General features: G+C 53.2%; 15 protein-coding genes. 3 read left to right on the forward strand and 12 right to left on the reverse strand.

Going from position 1 to position 15,284, the window contains the following annotated elements; all coding sequences use genetic code 11:
- Positions 1-91: 91 nt before the first annotated feature.
- The 4 genes from hemG to pepQ are packed head-to-tail and all read right to left on the reverse strand — an operon-like array spanning position 92 to position 4,084.
- Positions 92-637 (reverse strand): menaquinone-dependent protoporphyrinogen IX dehydrogenase, encoded by a 546-nt coding sequence (gene hemG / locus OGY06_RS00500; RefSeq protein ID WP_003828882.1) that lies wholly within the window; start codon positions 635-637, stop codon positions 92-94.
- 11 nt (positions 638-648) lie between these two features.
- Entirely contained in the window at positions 649-2,100 is a 1,452-nt protein-coding gene (gene trkH / locus OGY06_RS00505; RefSeq protein ID WP_003017848.1) for a Trk system potassium transporter TrkH, read from the reverse strand.
- A gap of 38 nt (positions 2,101-2,138) precedes the next feature.
- Complete coding sequence (locus tag OGY06_RS00510) at positions 2,139-2,753, reverse strand: IMPACT family protein (protein ID WP_003828888.1); 615 nt, start codon at positions 2,751-2,753, stop codon at positions 2,139-2,141.
- The gene (gene pepQ, locus OGY06_RS00515; RefSeq protein WP_032950648.1) at positions 2,753-4,084 is read right to left on the reverse strand and encodes a Xaa-Pro dipeptidase; all 1,332 of its coding nucleotides are present in this window, start codon (positions 4,082-4,084) and stop codon (positions 2,753-2,755) included. Before pepQ ends, OGY06_RS00510 begins: the two co-directional genes overlap by 1 nt.
- A 188-nt stretch (positions 4,085-4,272) precedes the next feature.
- Here pepQ and fadB point away from each other — a divergent pair, with 188 nt between their 5' ends.
- Both fadB and fadA read left to right on the forward strand, forming a co-directional pair.
- Positions 4,273-6,462: a fatty acid oxidation complex subunit alpha FadB gene (gene fadB / locus OGY06_RS00520; protein ID WP_286604440.1), complete on the forward strand. Its 2,190-nt coding sequence runs from the start codon at positions 4,273-4,275 to the stop codon at positions 6,460-6,462.
- Between the two features lie 9 nt (positions 6,463-6,471).
- Positions 6,472-7,635: an acetyl-CoA C-acyltransferase FadA gene (gene fadA, locus OGY06_RS00525; RefSeq protein ID WP_286604443.1), complete on the forward strand. Its 1,164-nt coding sequence runs from the start codon at positions 6,472-6,474 to the stop codon at positions 7,633-7,635.
- A 154-nt stretch (positions 7,636-7,789) separates the two neighbouring features.
- On the opposite strand, the gene OGY06_RS00530 is transcribed toward fadA, so the two are convergent.
- The 4 genes from OGY06_RS00530 to ubiD form a co-directional block, all read right to left on the reverse strand.
- Positions 7,790-8,770 carry a LacI family DNA-binding transcriptional regulator gene (locus OGY06_RS00530; RefSeq protein WP_286604446.1) on the reverse strand — a complete coding sequence of 327 codons (981 nt, stop codon included), beginning with the start codon at positions 8,768-8,770 and terminating at the stop codon, positions 7,790-7,792.
- Positions 8,767-9,693 carry an ROK family protein gene (locus tag OGY06_RS00535; protein WP_126957711.1) on the reverse strand — a complete coding sequence of 309 codons (927 nt, stop codon included), beginning with the start codon at positions 9,691-9,693 and terminating at the stop codon, positions 8,767-8,769. The genes OGY06_RS00530 and OGY06_RS00535 overlap by 4 nt, the downstream gene beginning before the upstream one ends.
- A 228-nt stretch (positions 9,694-9,921) precedes the next feature.
- A complete protein-coding gene (gene fre / locus OGY06_RS00540) occupies positions 9,922-10,623 on the reverse strand; it encodes an NAD(P)H-flavin reductase (protein ID WP_003828903.1) in 702 nt (233 codons plus the stop codon).
- 40 nt (positions 10,624-10,663) lie between these two features.
- Positions 10,664-12,157, reverse strand: a complete 1,494-nt coding sequence (gene ubiD / locus OGY06_RS00545) for a 4-hydroxy-3-polyprenylbenzoate decarboxylase (RefSeq protein WP_003828905.1) — start codon at positions 12,155-12,157, stop codon at positions 10,664-10,666.
- A gap of 204 nt (positions 12,158-12,361) precedes the next feature.
- On the opposite strand from ubiD, the gene rfaH reads away from it, so the two are divergent.
- A complete protein-coding gene (gene rfaH, locus OGY06_RS00550; protein ID WP_003017881.1) occupies positions 12,362-12,850 on the forward strand; it encodes a transcription/translation regulatory transformer protein RfaH in 489 nt (162 codons plus the stop codon).
- Between the two features lie 5 nt (positions 12,851-12,855).
- Here the strand turns inward: rfaH and tatD are convergent, their stop codons facing one another.
- From tatD to tatA, 4 genes are read right to left on the reverse strand one after another with little or no spacing between them, the layout of a single operon-like run.
- Complete coding sequence (tatD, locus tag OGY06_RS00555) at positions 12,856-13,638, reverse strand: 3'-5' ssDNA/RNA exonuclease TatD (RefSeq protein WP_003841237.1); 783 nt, start codon at positions 13,636-13,638, stop codon at positions 12,856-12,858.
- A 41-nt stretch (positions 13,639-13,679) separates the two neighbouring features.
- Complete coding sequence (gene tatC / locus OGY06_RS00560) at positions 13,680-14,471, reverse strand: Sec-independent protein translocase subunit TatC (protein WP_003828911.1); 792 nt, start codon at positions 14,469-14,471, stop codon at positions 13,680-13,682.
- Positions 14,472-14,473: 2 nt separating this feature from the next.
- Positions 14,474-15,022 carry a Sec-independent protein translocase protein TatB gene (gene tatB / locus OGY06_RS00565; protein WP_003828913.1) on the reverse strand — a complete coding sequence of 183 codons (549 nt, stop codon included), beginning with the start codon at positions 15,020-15,022 and terminating at the stop codon, positions 14,474-14,476.
- A gap of 3 nt (positions 15,023-15,025) precedes the next feature.
- Positions 15,026-15,280: a Sec-independent protein translocase subunit TatA gene (gene tatA, locus OGY06_RS00570; RefSeq protein ID WP_003017888.1), complete on the reverse strand. Its 255-nt coding sequence runs from the start codon at positions 15,278-15,280 to the stop codon at positions 15,026-15,028.
- Between the last annotated feature and the right edge of the window lie 4 nt (positions 15,281-15,284).

Raw genomic sequence — 15,284 nt, forward strand, 5'->3', positions numbered from 1 at the left:
GTCAGTGGAGGCGCATTATAGGGAGTTATTTCAGGCTGACAAGGGGAAATTTAAAATAATCTTCCGAGTGCGTATTTTTTATTCTTTACGCTTATTTTAACGACGCTTTGTTGGTTAATTGGGCTATTTCCCGCGCGAATCTCGCAACCTGTTCCCAATCGGTATACACCACTTCTTTATTCGTATCCGTTTCACCACCTGACATCTTCATTATCAGTTGGATCATAACGCGGTCATACCAGCGATAGCGTGGATACAGCAAAGCACCCGCAATAACTGCACTGTGGTCTGGTCGCCACGGCGAACTCATCAGGAACTTACGCGCATAGCTGTTGGTTTGCGGCGTACGTTTCTCCGGTTTACGGGCAACCAGGTTTACGGAGTAGAACGCGCTCGGCATCGAATTCAGCCGTGTGGCATGCTTTTTCACAAACTCCTGAAAAGCAGCATGGTAATGACCGTAGCGAATCGAGGCGCCAATTACCACGCTGTCATAATTTTGCCAGTCCGGCTCCGCAGTACGATGCAAATTAACAACATCTGCCCAAACACCCAGCTCTTTGAGTTCAGAAGCCAGATATTCAGCGATTTCACGCGTTTGTCCGTCCCGGGAAGAAAAAAGAATCAGTGTTTTCACGTGTTACTCCATTATTCACGCCAGAAAGTAGGGGTAAAGAGCACCAGCAGAGTAAAGACCTCCAGACGACCAAACAGCATATTGGCAATCAGGATCCACTTCGCCACAGGGTTCATACTGGCAAAGTTGTCAGCGACAACCCCCAGTCCAGGCCCCAGGTTATTCAACGTTGCCACTACGGAGGCAAACGCGGAGAAGTCATCAACACCGGTCGCAATAATCGCCAGCATACTGATAATAAAGACCAGCGCATAGGCAGAGAAGAATCCCCATACGGCTTCAAGAATTCGCTCCGGCAACGCACGGTTACCCAGTTTGATACTGTAAACCGCATTCGGATGGACCAGTCGTTTCAATTCGCGGTTACCCTGCTTAAACAGCAGCAGGATACGAATCACCTTCAAGCCACCGCCCGTCGACCCGGCACAGCCGCCGATAAAAGCAGAACACAGCAACAGCACTGGCAGGAACAAGGGCCAGCGGGCAATACTGTCCGTGGTAAATCCGGCGGTCGTCGCCATCGATACCACCTGGAAAAAGGCCTGGTTGATCGTCGTGAGCGCCGAGCCATAGGTATTGTGTATCCATAGCACCAACGTACAGACTGCCACCAGCGTCAGCTGCACGCCGATAAACATGCGGAATTCCGGATCCCGCCAGTAGACCTTCAGACTACGCCCACTTAATAAAGAGAAGTGCAGACCATAGTTACAACCGGAGATCAGCAAGAAGATAGCAATGATAGTGTTAATCGTGGGACTGTCGAAATACCCCACGCTGGCATCGTGTGTGGAAAAACCACCGATGGCGATTGTGGCAAAACTGTGCCCAATGGCGTCAAACGCGGGCATCCCGGCAAACCATAGCGCCAGCGCGCACGCCACCGTCAGCAATACATAGATTAGCCACAGCGTTTTCGCCGTTTCGGCAATACGCGGGCGCATTTTATTATCTTTCAGCGGCCCCGGCATTTCTGCACGATAGAGCTGCATCCCACCAACGCCAAGAATAGGCAGGATAGCCACCGCCAGCACGATGATCCCCATCCCGCCGAACCATTGCAGCATCTGGCGATAAAAGAGAATCGCGTGTGGCAATGAATCCAGCCCCACCAGCGTCGTCGCACCTGTAGTGGTTAATCCGGAAAAGGATTCAAAAAAAGCGTCGGTTATCGTCAGGTTAGGGCTTTCCGCAAAAATGAACGGTAGCGCACCCACACTGCCCAGAACGGTCCAGAACAAAACGACAATCAGAAATCCTTCGCGCGATTTCAGTTCACCCTTCTCTTTACGGTTTGGCCACCACAGCATGGAGCCGATCGCCAGAGCAACGAAGAAAGTTTGGGTGAATGCACGCCCTGCCCCATCGCGGTAGATGAGCGCTACCAGTCCGGGGATAATCATTGTCCCCGAGAATAAGATGACCAGTAGTCCAACGATTCGGGTGATGGCGCGAAAATGCATCTCTGCCGCTTCCTTAGTTCTTTAAAATGAGGTGGGGATTATTCTTCAATCGCTAACAATTGCAATGAACCACGACTAAAATCCGCCAGTTTTGCCGAAAACTCATCCACTCTGGCAAAAGGAAGCGCCACCCTGAGCCGAACAAAAGCCTGGTAATCACTGGCAACGACTTTACCGTCAAACTGCCCCAGCAAGGCTTCAATGCCTGCCAGCTGACCGTACTCACACTGCAAAGTATATTCGGTTAATGGCGTCTTGCGCTGTGTCGTTAACTGGCGCAACGCCTGATTCACACCGCCACCGTAGGCTTTTACCAACCCTCCAGTACCGAGAAGGATACCGCCGTAGTAGCGCACGACTACAGCGGTAATCTCGCCGACACCGCTCCCCATCAGCTGCGCGAGCATCGGTTTACCTGCCGTACCCGCCGGTTCGCCATCGTCTGAAAATCCTAGCTGCTGCGAGTCATTGGGCGCACCCGCCACCCACGCCACACAATGGTGGCGGGCGTCAGGGTGTTCCGCTTTGACTGACTCAACAAACGCCTTTGCCGCTTCTACGCCGTCCGTATGGGCGAGCAGCGTAATGAAGCGGCTTTTTTTGATCTCTTCAACGACGCTGACCGGCGCCGCAGGGATTAACCAACTGTCCATTACGCCAGTTTCAAATCCCGCGTCATGTTTTCGATATTGTTCTCGTGGACCACCACGTTGTCTTCAATACGAATACCGCCGAACGGTTTCAGGGCTTCAATTTTCTGCCAGTTGAAGTGCTTGCTGAACTGTCCTTCACGCCACGGCGCCAGCAGAGATTCAATGAAGTAGATGCCCGGTTCGATGGTCAGAACCATGCCTGGTTGCAGTACGCGGGTGCAACGCAGGTAAGGATACTTCGACGGCGCGGCCAGATGAGTACCGCTGTCATCCTGCATAAAGCCTGCGACATCATGCACCTGCAGACCCAGCGGGTGGCCAATACCGTGCGGCATAAACGGCCCGGTAAGATCGTTTTCCACCATCGCCTCTTCACTCATATCAGTGATGATTTGATGCTTACGCAGCAGCTTCGCGATGCGCTGATGGAACTGAATGTGATAATCCACGTAGCTGGTGCCTGCTTTCATGGTGGCAATCAGCGCCAGCTCTTCGTCGTTAACGTCTTTCACCAGATGCGCATAGTCATTGTCGCTTTTCGCCGACCAGGTACGCGTCAGATCTGCCGCATAACCGTTGTATTCCGCACCAGCGTCGAGCAGGAAGCTGCGGATTTCAGACGGTGCCTGATGATCCAGCTTGGTGTAATGAAGCACCGAAGCATGCTCGTTAAGCGCCACGATGTTGCTGTATGGCACGTCGGTGTCGCGGTGACCGGTGGCAGTCAGGTAAGCGAGGTTGATGTCAAACTCGCTCATTCCGGAACGGAACGCTTCTTCTGCGGCACGGTGTCCATTTACCGCCATTTTCTGCGCTTCGCGCATACAGGCCAGTTCGTAATCAGTTTTATAAGCACGGTAATAATGCAGGTAGTCGATCACCCCTTTCGGGTTGATGTTGCTGGCCGCGATGTCCAGTTGCAGTGCACGTTCAGGAACCGGGCCGATGTAACCGATATTGCCGCGAGCAGCAGGCAGTTGGCTACCGATACCATCTGCTTTCGGCAGCGCGATGATCTCAATTTCTTCCGTCCAGAAGGAAGTAGGCAGCGGCTCAACGTTGTGCCAGTAATCAACCGGCAAGTAGAACCATAGTTTCGGCTTGTTTACGCCATCCACCAGCAGCCAGCAGTTAGGAACCTGCGTGACAGGCACCCAGGCTTTGAATTGCGGATTGACCTTAAACGGGTACGGATGATCGTCGAGAAAGACGTTAACAAGTTCGCCTGAGTGAATAAGTAACGCATCCAGCTTGAAGCGCTCCAGCGCGTCGCGCGTCCGTTCCTGTAAGGTAACGATATGATTTTTATAGAGTGCGGCCAGCGATTCCATTTTCTATCCTTCTGTTTTTTGACCTCAAGTCTCCGCATCTTAGCACATCGCTTTGTGAGTGCGTGATTTCTGCCGAGCGTGATCGAATCGTCATTTCTTTAATCATTCATTTGCATTTTATTAACATAAAACACACACTTCGATTCATCTGGTATGACCAGATCACCTTGCGGATTCAGGAGACTGACATGCTTTACAAAGGCGACACCCTGTACCTCGACTGGCTGGAAGATGGCATCGCCGAACTGGTGTTCGATGCCCCTGGTTCGGTCAATAAACTCGACACGGCCACCGTTGCCAGCCTGGGCCATGCGCTTGATGTGCTGGAAAAACAACCGAATTTAAAAGGGCTGCTGCTGCGTTCTAACAAAGCAGCCTTTATTGTTGGTGCCGATATCACCGAATTCCTTTCACTGTTCCTCGTGCCTGAAGAACAACTGAGCCAGTGGCTGCATTTTGCCAACAGCGTCTTTAATCGCCTCGAAGATCTGCCTGTTCCGACCCTGTCAGCGGTAAACGGCTACGCGCTGGGTGGCGGCTGCGAGTGTGTTCTGGCAACCGATTATCGTCTGGCAACGCCGGACCTGCGCATTGGCCTGCCGGAAACCAAGCTGGGCATTATGCCGGGCTTTGGCGGCTCCGTGCGTATGCCACGTATGCTGGGTGCGGACAGCGCGCTGGAAATTATTGCGGCAGGTAAGGATGTTGGTGCTGAGCAGGCGCTAAAAATCGGCCTGGTCGATGGCGTAGTCAAGCAAGACAAACTGCTTGATGGCGCGATCGCGGTATTACGTCAGGCGATTAACGGCGACCTCGACTGGAAAGCCAAACGTCAGCCGAAACTGGAGCCGTTGAAACTCAGCAAAATTGAAGCGGCGATGAGCTTTACCATCGCTAAAGGCATGGTAGCGCAGACGGCTGGTAAACATTACCCCGCACCGATTACCGCGGTAAAAACCATTGAAGCAGCAGCCCGTTTTGGTCGTGAAGAAGCGCTGAATCTGGAAAATAAAAGCTTTGTTCCACTGGCGCACACCAGTGAAGCCCGCGCGCTGGTAGGGATCTTCCTTAACGATCAGTTCGTGAAAGCCAAAGCCAAAAAGCTCACCAAAAATATTGAAGCACCGAAGCAAGCCGCGGTGCTGGGCGCGGGCATTATGGGCGGCGGCATCGCTTACCAGTCAGCCTGGAAAGGCGTGCCGGTTGTCATGAAAGATATCAACGACAAATCATTAACGCTGGGCATGACCGAAGCGGCCAAGCTGCTGAACAAACAGCTTGAGCGCGGCAAAATTGACGGTCTGAAAATGGCGGGCGTGATTTCCACTATTCATCCAACCCTCGACTATAGCGGTTTTGAGCGTGTGGACGTGGTGGTTGAAGCGGTCGTGGAAAACCCGAAAGTGAAAAAAGCGGTACTGGTGGAAACCGAAGATCAGGTACGCCCGGGCACCGTACTGGCGTCGAATACCTCTACCATCCCAATCAACGAGCTGGCCAGCGCGCTCAAGCGCCCGGAAAACTTCTGTGGAATGCACTTCTTTAACCCAGTACACCGCATGCCACTGGTTGAGATCATTCGCGGCGAGAAAAGCTCGGATGAAACTATCGCCAAAGTTGTCGCCTGGGCAAGCCAGATGGGCAAAACGCCAATTGTGGTCAACGACTGCCCTGGTTTCTTCGTGAACCGCGTACTGTTCCCGTATTTTGCCGGTTTCAGCCAGCTGCTGCGCGATGGGGCGGATTTCCGCAAAATCGACAAAGTCATGGAAAAACAGTTTGGCTGGCCGATGGGCCCGGCTTATCTGCTGGACGTGGTGGGAATTGATACCGCGCATCACGCGCAGGCAGTGATGTCCACAGGCTTCCCTCAGCGTATGCAGAAAGATTATCGCGACGCGATAGACGCCCTGTTTGATGCGAACCGTTTCGGACAGAAAAACGGTCTTGGATTCTGGCGTTATAAAGAAGACAACAAGGGCAAGCCGAAGAAAGAAGAGGATGCCACCGTTGACGATCTGCTGGCAGAAGTTAGCCAGCCGAAACGCGACTTCAGCGATGAAGAGATTATCGCCCGCATGATGATCCCAATGGTCAACGAAGTGGTGCGTTGTCTGGAAGAAGGCATTATCGCCAGCCCGGCAGAAGCCGATATGGCGCTGGTTTATGGCCTGGGCTTCCCTCCGTTCCATGGTGGCGCGTTCCGCTGGTTGGATACGCTCGGCAGCGCGAAGTATCTCGATATGGCCCAGCAGTATCAGCACCTCGGAGCACTGTATGAAGTTCCGGCTGGTCTGCGTGATAAGGCGCGCCATAACGAACCGTATTATCCCCAGGTTGAGCCTGCCCGCCCGGTTGGCAGCCTGAAAACGGCTTAAGGAGTCACAATGGAACAGGTTGTAATTGTTGATGCGATCCGTACCCCGATGGGCCGTTCGAAAGGGGGCGCGTTTCGTAACGTGCGGGCAGAAGATCTCTCCGCACACTTAATGCGTAGCCTGCTGGCGCGAAATCCTGCGCTGGAGCCATCCGCGCTTGATGATATTTACTGGGGCTGCGTGCAGCAAACGCTGGAGCAGGGTTTCAACATCGCCCGTAACGCCGCGCTGCTGGCGGAAGTTCCGCACTCCGTTCCGGCCGTCACGGTCAACCGCCTGTGCGGTTCATCAATGCAGGCGCTGCACGACGCGGCACGTATGATCATGACCGGCGATGCTCAGGCGTGCCTGATTGGCGGCGTGGAACATATGGGCCATGTGCCAATGAGTCACGGCGTTGATTTCCATCCGGGCATGAGCCGCAACGTGGCAAAAGCCGCGGGAATGATGGGTCTGACTGCGGAAATGCTCTCTCGCATGCACGGCATCAGCCGTGAAATGCAGGACGCTTTCGCCGCACGTTCACATGCTCGTGCCTGGGCTGCAACACAGTCTGGCGCATTTAAAAACGAAATCATCCCGACCAGTGGCCATGATGCCGACGGCGTGCTGAAGCAGTTTAACTACGATGAGGTTATCCGCCCAGAGACAACCGTTGAAGCGCTCTCCACCCTGCGCCCGGCGTTCGATCCGGTTAGCGGAACGGTCACTGCCGGTACCTCCTCCGCGCTCTCCGACGGCGCAGCGGCGATGCTGGTCATGAGCGAAAGCCGCGCCCGTGAGCTGGGTCTGACGCCGCGTGCCCGAATCCGTTCGATGGCTGTTGTTGGCTGTGACCCGTCAATTATGGGTTATGGTCCGGTTCCGGCCTCAAAACTGGCGCTGAAAAAAGCGGGACTCTCCACCAGCGATATCGGTTTGTTTGAGATGAACGAAGCCTTTGCCGCTCAGATCCTGCCGTGCATTAAAGATCTGGGGCTGATGGAGCAGATCGATGAAAAGATCAACCTCAACGGCGGGGCGATCGCTTTGGGTCATCCGCTGGGTTGCTCCGGGGCGCGTATCAGCACCACCTTGCTCAATCTGATGGAACGCAAAGACGTACAGTTTGGCCTGGCGACGATGTGTATCGGGTTAGGCCAGGGCATCGCGACGGTATTTGAGCGAGTTTAATCAAAGCATGTGACTTATTGTAGGCCGGGCAAGCGAAGCGCCCCCGGCGACTATGCCGGATGGCGACGCTGATGCGTCTTATCCGGCCTACAACACAAATGCCATTGTATAACAATTTAGTTGCCGTTCTTCCCGCCTGTCAGGGGCGGGTTTTTTATTTCCCTGAACTGGCGCGTACAACTAACTGCACCGGCAACAGCAGATTCTCTTCCTGATTTTCTTCCAGCAATAAACGCAGCGCTTCACGCCCCAATTGTTGTTTATCAACCGCAATAGTAGTGAGTGGTGGATGTGACCAGGCCGCAGCATCGATATCATCAAACCCCACCAGCGCGAGATCTTCCGGGATGCGTATCCCCTGCTGTGCGCACACCCGTTGAACAACCAGCGCTGCCGCATCGTTATAGGCAAAAATAGCGTCGGGCGGCTCCGGCAATCTGAGTAGCTCATTTACCGCCTCAACAAGAGATTGATCGGTATCCAACAGCGGCGGCGCAACGGTTTCATACTCTGGCGGCATCAGCAAACGGGCCTCATACAATGCCTGACGGTAGCCCTTCTCGCGCTGACGGATGCTGTAGTGCGCAAGCGTGCTGGCAAGAAAAGCAATACGGCTGCGACCTTGTGCAATCAAATGTTGCGTGGCCAGATACCCACCCTGAGTGTTATCCGGGTTCACGCAAGGCAGGCCCGGCGCCCAGAGATCCACCAGCACCAACGGCAGCTTCATCTGTTGCAGCAAGCCAAGTAATTCAGGCTCAAAAAATCCGGCACAGATCAGTGCATCAGGCTGGTGCAGCAGCACCTGCTCACTCACTGCATCGCCTGGACCAATGGAGAGAAAGCTCAGCGCAATACCATGGTCACGACAGTTATCTTCTATCCCCAGCAGTAGTTGAGAATAAAACGGCAATGCCCGGCTGATATTGTGCTGGCGGTGAAGCAAAAAAAGGACGCGTTTGATCTTGTCAGTACGCAGACGGGAAAAATCATAACCCTGCTGCTGCGCCACAGAAATAATGCGCAGCCGGGTGTCTTCACGTAGCCCCGGCTGCCCTTTTAGGGCGCGGGAAACTGCGCCAACTGAAACACCACAAGCTTCGGCAATATCTCTGATACGTACAGGTTTCGTCATTTCACTCTCATTGATTCTACTATGGCTTGTTGCGCCCCCAGCCAGGCCGCACCGCGTACACCGCTGCTGTCGCCGTGACGGGCCCGAACGATCGGTGTGCGGCACTGCTTACCAAATACGTACTGCGCCACTCGCGCCTGCAAACCCGAATACAGTAAATCGATATTGGATACCCCACCCCCTAGCACGATAACATCGGGATCGAGCGTATTCACCACGCCCGCCAACGCACGCGCCAGTTGATCGCAATAGCGTTTCCATACAAAGCAGGCATCCGCATCACCCGATTCTACCTGTTGCATAATTTGTGGCACACCCACATGCTGCGCGGTGTGATTCAGGTACTGGCGTTCCAGACCGCTGCCGGAAATAAAGCTCTCAATACAGTTCAACTGCCCGCAATAGCATGTCACTCCAGCCCCGTCCTGAGATTCGTGGTAGCGCGGCAATGCATTATGCCCCCACTCTCCTGCGCAGGCGTTAGGTCCAGAGATCAAGCGGTTATCGATGCATAGTCCACCGCCGCAACCGGTACCGAGGATCACGCCAAATACCACGCTATGCCCGTGTCCGCTACCGTCCATCGCTTCCGACAAGGTAAAGCAGTTGGCATCATTAGTAACAGGCACGGGCATTCCTAACGCTCGCTCAAGGTCTTGCGCAAAGGCCTGTTGATTGAGCACCAGGATGTTGGAGTTCTTAATTAACCCCTCGCTATCCACCGCGCCAGGCACCCCAATGCCAACCGATAAAGGCTGATTAACGGCCAGTCTGGCCTTAGCAATCATCTCCGTCACGGCCTGGAAAAAATCACCGTAACTCTGCTTTGGTGTCGCGCATCGCTCGCGGTAAACAATTTCACCCGCGTTATCAATCACCACCGCTTCGATTTTAGTCCCGCCAATATCCAGTCCGAGCCTCATGGTTTTCCTCGTTTGCGCCTCGCAATTTGATTGCGTCTAGTTTGCCGATTTTGTTTACTAAACAAAAAGAGGCCTGTCACAAAAGCTAAGTTTTGTGATTAATAGATAGGAAAAATATGTTTACTAAAAAACGTGGTAAAAAAGAGAAACAACGAGATCGGGCTTGCACCCTGTTAGAAGAAGTAAGGTTGGTGATGAATGCGCCGGAAGGACTCCGGCGCACAGCGCTTAAATGAACGCGAAAGCGTCGCCAAACAGGCGATCTTCACGCGCACTGCGTTCATTACAGAACAGATCGCGCGCGATTTTGGCCATTTCGAAACGACCAGCGATGTAGATATCATGCTCCGCCAGGGTACCGTAATCCTGTAATACTGCCGTTAACACGGTTCCCGTACGACCACGCCAGCCGTCTTCAGGCTGTTCCACCACTGGCTCAACGCGCAAATTCGGGTGATTCACTGACAGCGCTTCCAGCTCGGAGAGATCGTAGAGATGCTTCTCTTCGCGCCCGCCCCAGTAAATGGTGATATCGCGATTTGGATTGCGCGCCAGCGCGGTAAGCAGAATGGAACGCACGTAAGAGAACCCTGTACCACCGGCAATCAGGATCAGCGGGCGCTCGTCTTCATCACGCAGCCAGGCTTCGCCATGCGGAATGTCGACCTTGATCTCCCGGTCTTTCAGAATACGGTCCATCACGGCCATGGCATAAAGATTTAGCTCAGAGGCGCCAACGTGCAGCTCAATGAATCCTTGCTCGTCCGGCGTTGATGCCATGGAGAACGGACGCTTATCCCTTTCGTCCATCACGACCATTAAATACTGGCCAGCACGAAAGGAAAACGCCGCGTCTGGCACTAAACGAACGCGATATACGGTGTCAGTGATAGCTTCTACCGAGGTCACTTTACAGCTTAAGGTTGTCATGCGCTCTCTCTGTCGGATCAATAGGCAAAACGATCGCGCCTCAGGCGCTTTTGCCGTCATTAAAGATGGCCAGTTCATCCCAAATTGCGTCAATGCGCGCAGTCACTTCAGGATCTTTTTTAATCGGACGTCCCCATTCACGTTGGGTTTCGCCCGGCCATTTATTTGTGGCATCCAGCCCCATTTTTGAACCAAGGCCGGAAACCGGCGAGGCAAAGTCCAGGTAATCAATTGGCGTATTCTCTACCAGTACCGTATCCCGGGCCGGGTCCATACGGGTAGTAATTGCCCAAATCACATCATTCCAGTCACGTGCGTTGACGTCATCATCGCAAACAATAACAAATTTGGTGTACATAAACTGACGCAAAAACGACCAGACACCCATCATGACGCGTTTGGCATGACCAGCGTACTGTTTTTTCATCGTCACGACGGCCAGGCGATATGAACAGCCTTCCGGAGGTAGATAAAAATCGACAATCTCCGGGAACTGCTTTTGCAGAATAGGAACGAAAACTTCGTTCAGCGCCACGCCGAGTACCGCGGGCTCATCTGGCGGACGTCCGGTATAGGTAGAGTGATAAATCGCATCTTCGCGCTGGGTAATGTGCGTGACGGTAAAGACCGGGAAGCTATCTACTTCGTTGTAGTAGCCGGTATGATCGCCATACGGCCCTTCCGGAGCCAGCTCGCCCGGTTCAATGTACCCTTCCAGCACGATTTCTGCACTGGCAGGCACTTCCAGGTCGTTGGAAATACATTTAACTACTTCGGTCTTGGTTCCGCGCAACAGCCCGGCAAATGCGTACTCGGATAATGTATCAGGAACCGGCGTCACGGCCCCCAGAATGGTCGCAGGATCGGCTCCTAACGCCACAGAAACCGGGAAGCGTTCGCCCGGATGCGCTGCGCACCACTCCTGGTAATCAAGCGCACCGCCGCGATGGGACAGCCAGCGCATAATGAGCTTGTTTTTGCCAATCAGCTGCTGACGATAGATGCCCAGATTCTGCCGCTCTTTATGCGGACCACGCGTTACGGTGAGCCCCCAGGTAATCAGCGGCGCGGCATCTTCCGGCCAGCAGGTCATAATCGGAATGCGGTTTAAATCAACGTCATCGCCCGAGTAGATTTTTTGCTGACAAGGTGCACCGCGCAACCGCTTAGTCGGCATGTTCAACACCTGCTTAAACTGCGGCAGCTTATCAAACAGATCGCGGAATCCTTTCGGTGGCTCTGGCTCTTTCAAAAACGCCAACAGTTTACCGACTTCTCGTAGCGCCGAGACATCTTCTTGTCCCATCCCCATCGCAACACGCTTTGGTGTGCCAAACAGGTTACACAGCACCGGCATTGAATAGCCTTTCGGATTCTCAAACAGCAACGCAGGCCCACCGGCACGCAGGGTGCGATCGGCAATTTCAGTAATTTCCAGGTGGGGATCCACCTCAAGCGAAATGCGTTTGAGCTCGCCCTGCTGTTCAAGCAGCGTCAGGAAGTCGCGTAAATCGTGATATTTCATGGCGTCCATTGTGGCCTCTTCGTAAGCGCTTCATTATACGGCGTTCATCATTGTGATGCTGTATTTTTGTTAAATTAGCGTGAACTCTGGCGATACATATAAGCCCTGGGAGTATATACCCATTGGGTTTCAGCCTGCGTTGAGGCGGGTATAATTAACTTAACGCATGGCTTTTGCTATGCTGGCGCTCAGAACAAGCGGATAAGAGTTATTATGCAATCCTGGTATTTACTGTACTGCAAACGTGGGCAACTTCAGCGAGCCCAGGAACACCTGGAAAGACAGGCGGTGAACTGCCTGACGCCTATGATCACCCTGGAAAAAATAGTGCGCGGTAAACGTACCACAGTCAGTGAACCACTATTCCCTAATTACATGTTTGTCGAGTTCGACCCGGAAGTGATCCACACCACCACCATCAACGCCACGCGTGGTGTCAGCCATTTCGTCCGTTTTGGCGCGACGCCTGCGACCGTCCCTTCTCCCGTTATTCACCAGCTTTCTATCTACAAGCCTGAAGGAATTGTTGACCCGCAAACTCCTCAGCCAGGGGACAGCGTGATTATTACTGAAGGGGCGTTTGAGGGGCTAAAAGCGATCTTCACCGAACCGGATGGCGAAGCGCGTTCCATGCTACTGCTTAACCTGTTGAATAAAGAGGTTAAGCAGAGCGTGAAAAATACCGGCTTTCGAAAAATTTAAGCCGTTTAGAAGGTCACTTCGAACAGCGTTCTGACGTTAGCATCAATGGTGGCTGACAGCCATTGAGGATCTTCTCCGCGCCAGTGGGCAATACGCTCAAGAATATGTGGCAGGTGCGCCGGTTCATTGCGCCGTGACGTCGGTTTAGGCGTTAAGTCGCGAGGAAGTAGGTAAGGCGCATCAGTTTCGATCAGTAGTCTTTCTACCGGAATAAACGGCAGCAGTTCCCGCAGTTCCATCCCCCGACGCTCATCACAGACCCAGCCGGTAATACCAATATAAAGCCCTCGGTCCACACAGTCCTGCATCTCCTGCCGCGTTCCGGTAAAACAGTGCAGCACCGCGCCCGGGAGGCTATCCAGCCACGGCTCCAGCAACGTCAGAAAACGCTCATGGGCATCCCGACAATGCATGAAAATCGGCATCTGCAGTTCAGCGGCAATGCGCAGTTGTGCCTCAAAAGCACGTTCCTGCTCCTGCGGCGTGGAGAAATTGCGATTGAAATCCAGACCGCACTCGCCAATAGCGACCACCTCAGACTGGTTTGCCAGCGCGATAATCTCGTCTTCCGTTGAGGATTGCCATTGGCTACTGTCATGCGGGTGCACGCCAGCCGTGGACCAGCAATGTGGATAATGTTGCGCCAACTTCAGCGCCTGCTGGCTTTCGTGCAGGTTTGTTCCGGTCAGAAGCATACCGTTTACGCCCGCAGCAAAGGCGCGCGCCACAACATCATCCCTGTCTTTCGCAAATTGTGAACTGGTTAAATTAACGCCAATATCAAACATGCTACCTCCCATATGACAACCGCCCTGACGGGCGGTTGAATTTACTCTTCTGTTTTCTCGGTGGCTTCGGCTTCTTTTGCTTCTTCAGCCTCGTTGTCCTCATCTCGCGTACGTCGCTTACCGACATAGAAACGAGAGAAGAAAACGCCCACTTCAAACAGACAGTACATCGGTATCGCCAACAACGTTTGCGAGAAGACATCTGGCGGAGTCAGTAACATCCCGACGACAAATGCTCCCACCACAACGTAAGGTCGTTTCTTACGTAAATCTTCAGGTGTTGTAATGCCCATCCAGCATAGCAGCACAATGGCGACAGGGACCTCAAAAGAGACACCGAAAGCCATAAACAGCGCCATTACGAAACTGAGATAGCTGGCAATGTCCGTCGATACCTGCACGCCTTGCGGAGCCGTGTTGGCCAGAAAACCAAACGCCAACGGAAAGACGACAAAATAGGCGAATGCCATGCCGATGTAGAACAACAACGAACTGGAAACCAGCAGCGGCACAACCAGTCGACGTTCATGTTTATACAAAGCAGGCGCAATAAATGCCCACACCTGGTAGAGGATCACTGGCGCTGACAGGATCAGCGACACCATGAAGGTCAACTTTATTGGGGTAAAGAACGGCGAGGCCACATCGGTGGCGATCATCGTTGCACCCTGCGGCATCTGTTTAATCAGCGGCGCCGCAACCATATGGTAAATGTCGTTGGCAAAGTAAACCAACGCCAGAAAGATCACGATAACCGCAATAATGCAGTTCAGGAGTCGCTTACGCAGCTCGATAAGATGCGTAATGAGCGGTTGGGTATCTTCTACAGCCATGTTTACGGTTTATCACTCGACGAGGGGGAGGATTCGACAACAGGTGCGGCAGCTTTCTTTTCTGCATCCATCAACGTGGCGGAAGTGTTTTCCGTCTGCTCTGGCGTTTTAGCACCCGCGGATTCCGGTTTTTGCTCCGGCGAACTGGCCTGGTTTTCAGCGGCGGCAGGGGTGACCCCTTCTCGCTGCGCTTCACCGTCTTTCACCACCGGATTATGGATAGTGTGCGCTTCATCGCTCGCTTTCTCAGGATCGTGCACGCTGTAAGAACGCTTCATCGATTCCGCAGCCTCACGCAGCTCATCCATTGACGCTTTCAGCTCCGGGGTCAGATTTGTCAGGCTCGCTTTCTCTACTTTCTTCAGGCTGTCCTGAAACTCCTGAAGCTTAAGCTCCTGGGTCAGTTCATTCTGAACAGTAGTTGCAAGGGAACGCAAAGCGCGAACCCAGCCAGCAACCGTTTTTACCGCTACAGGTAATCGTTGCGGCCCCAGAACAATGAGGCCGATCACGAACACCAATAACAGTTCGCTAAAACCGATATCAAACACGGATTATACCTGCTCTTTATCTTGGCTTTTGGCGTCTTCCTTTTTCACTTCACCCTGCTTATCGGTGATGGATTTAGCAGTAAAATCAGCGTCCTGGCTGGTTTTATCTTGCTTAGGCTCATCATCACCCATCGCTTTTTTGAAGCCTTTGATCGACGCGCCAAGATCGGAACCGATGGAGCCGAGTTTCTTGGTGCCAAATAGCAGTACAACGATGACGGCAATGATCAACAACTGCCAAATACTGATACCACCCATACAT

The sequence above is a fragment of the Citrobacter sp. Cpo147 genome, assembly GCF_030332405.1.
GTDB classification, from domain to species: Bacteria; Pseudomonadota; Gammaproteobacteria; order Enterobacterales; family Enterobacteriaceae; genus Citrobacter; species Citrobacter portucalensis.

Coding starts and splice junctions, on each gene's coding strand:
- trkH (WP_003017848.1), bottom strand. CDS start 2,100: ATGCATTTTCGCGCCATCACCCGAATCGTTGGACTACTGGTCATCTTA.
- OGY06_RS00510 (WP_003828888.1), bottom strand. CDS start 2,753: ATGGACAGTTGGTTAATCCCTGCGGCGCCGGTCAGCGTCGTTGAAGAG.
- pepQ (WP_032950648.1), bottom strand. CDS start 4,084: ATGGAATCGCTGGCCGCACTCTATAAAAATCATATCGTTACCTTACAG.
- fadB (WP_286604440.1), top strand. CDS start 4,273: ATGCTTTACAAAGGCGACACCCTGTACCTCGACTGGCTGGAAGATGGC.
- fadA (WP_286604443.1), top strand. CDS start 6,472: ATGGAACAGGTTGTAATTGTTGATGCGATCCGTACCCCGATGGGCCGT.
- OGY06_RS00530 (WP_286604446.1), bottom strand. CDS start 8,770: ATGACGAAACCTGTACGTATCAGAGATATTGCCGAAGCTTGTGGTGTT.
- OGY06_RS00535 (WP_126957711.1), bottom strand. CDS start 9,693: ATGAGGCTCGGACTGGATATTGGCGGGACTAAAATCGAAGCGGTGGTG.
- fre (WP_003828903.1), bottom strand. CDS start 10,623: ATGACAACCTTAAGCTGTAAAGTGACCTCGGTAGAAGCTATCACTGAC.
- ubiD (WP_003828905.1), bottom strand. CDS start 12,157: ATGGACGCCATGAAATATCACGATTTACGCGACTTCCTGACGCTGCTT.
- rfaH (WP_003017881.1), top strand. CDS start 12,362: ATGCAATCCTGGTATTTACTGTACTGCAAACGTGGGCAACTTCAGCGA.
- tatD (WP_003841237.1), bottom strand. CDS start 13,638: ATGTTTGATATTGGCGTTAATTTAACCAGTTCACAATTTGCGAAAGAC.
- tatC (WP_003828911.1), bottom strand. CDS start 14,471: ATGGCTGTAGAAGATACCCAACCGCTCATTACGCATCTTATCGAGCTG.
- tatA (WP_003017888.1), bottom strand. CDS start 15,280: ATGGGTGGTATCAGTATTTGGCAGTTGTTGATCATTGCCGTCATCGTT.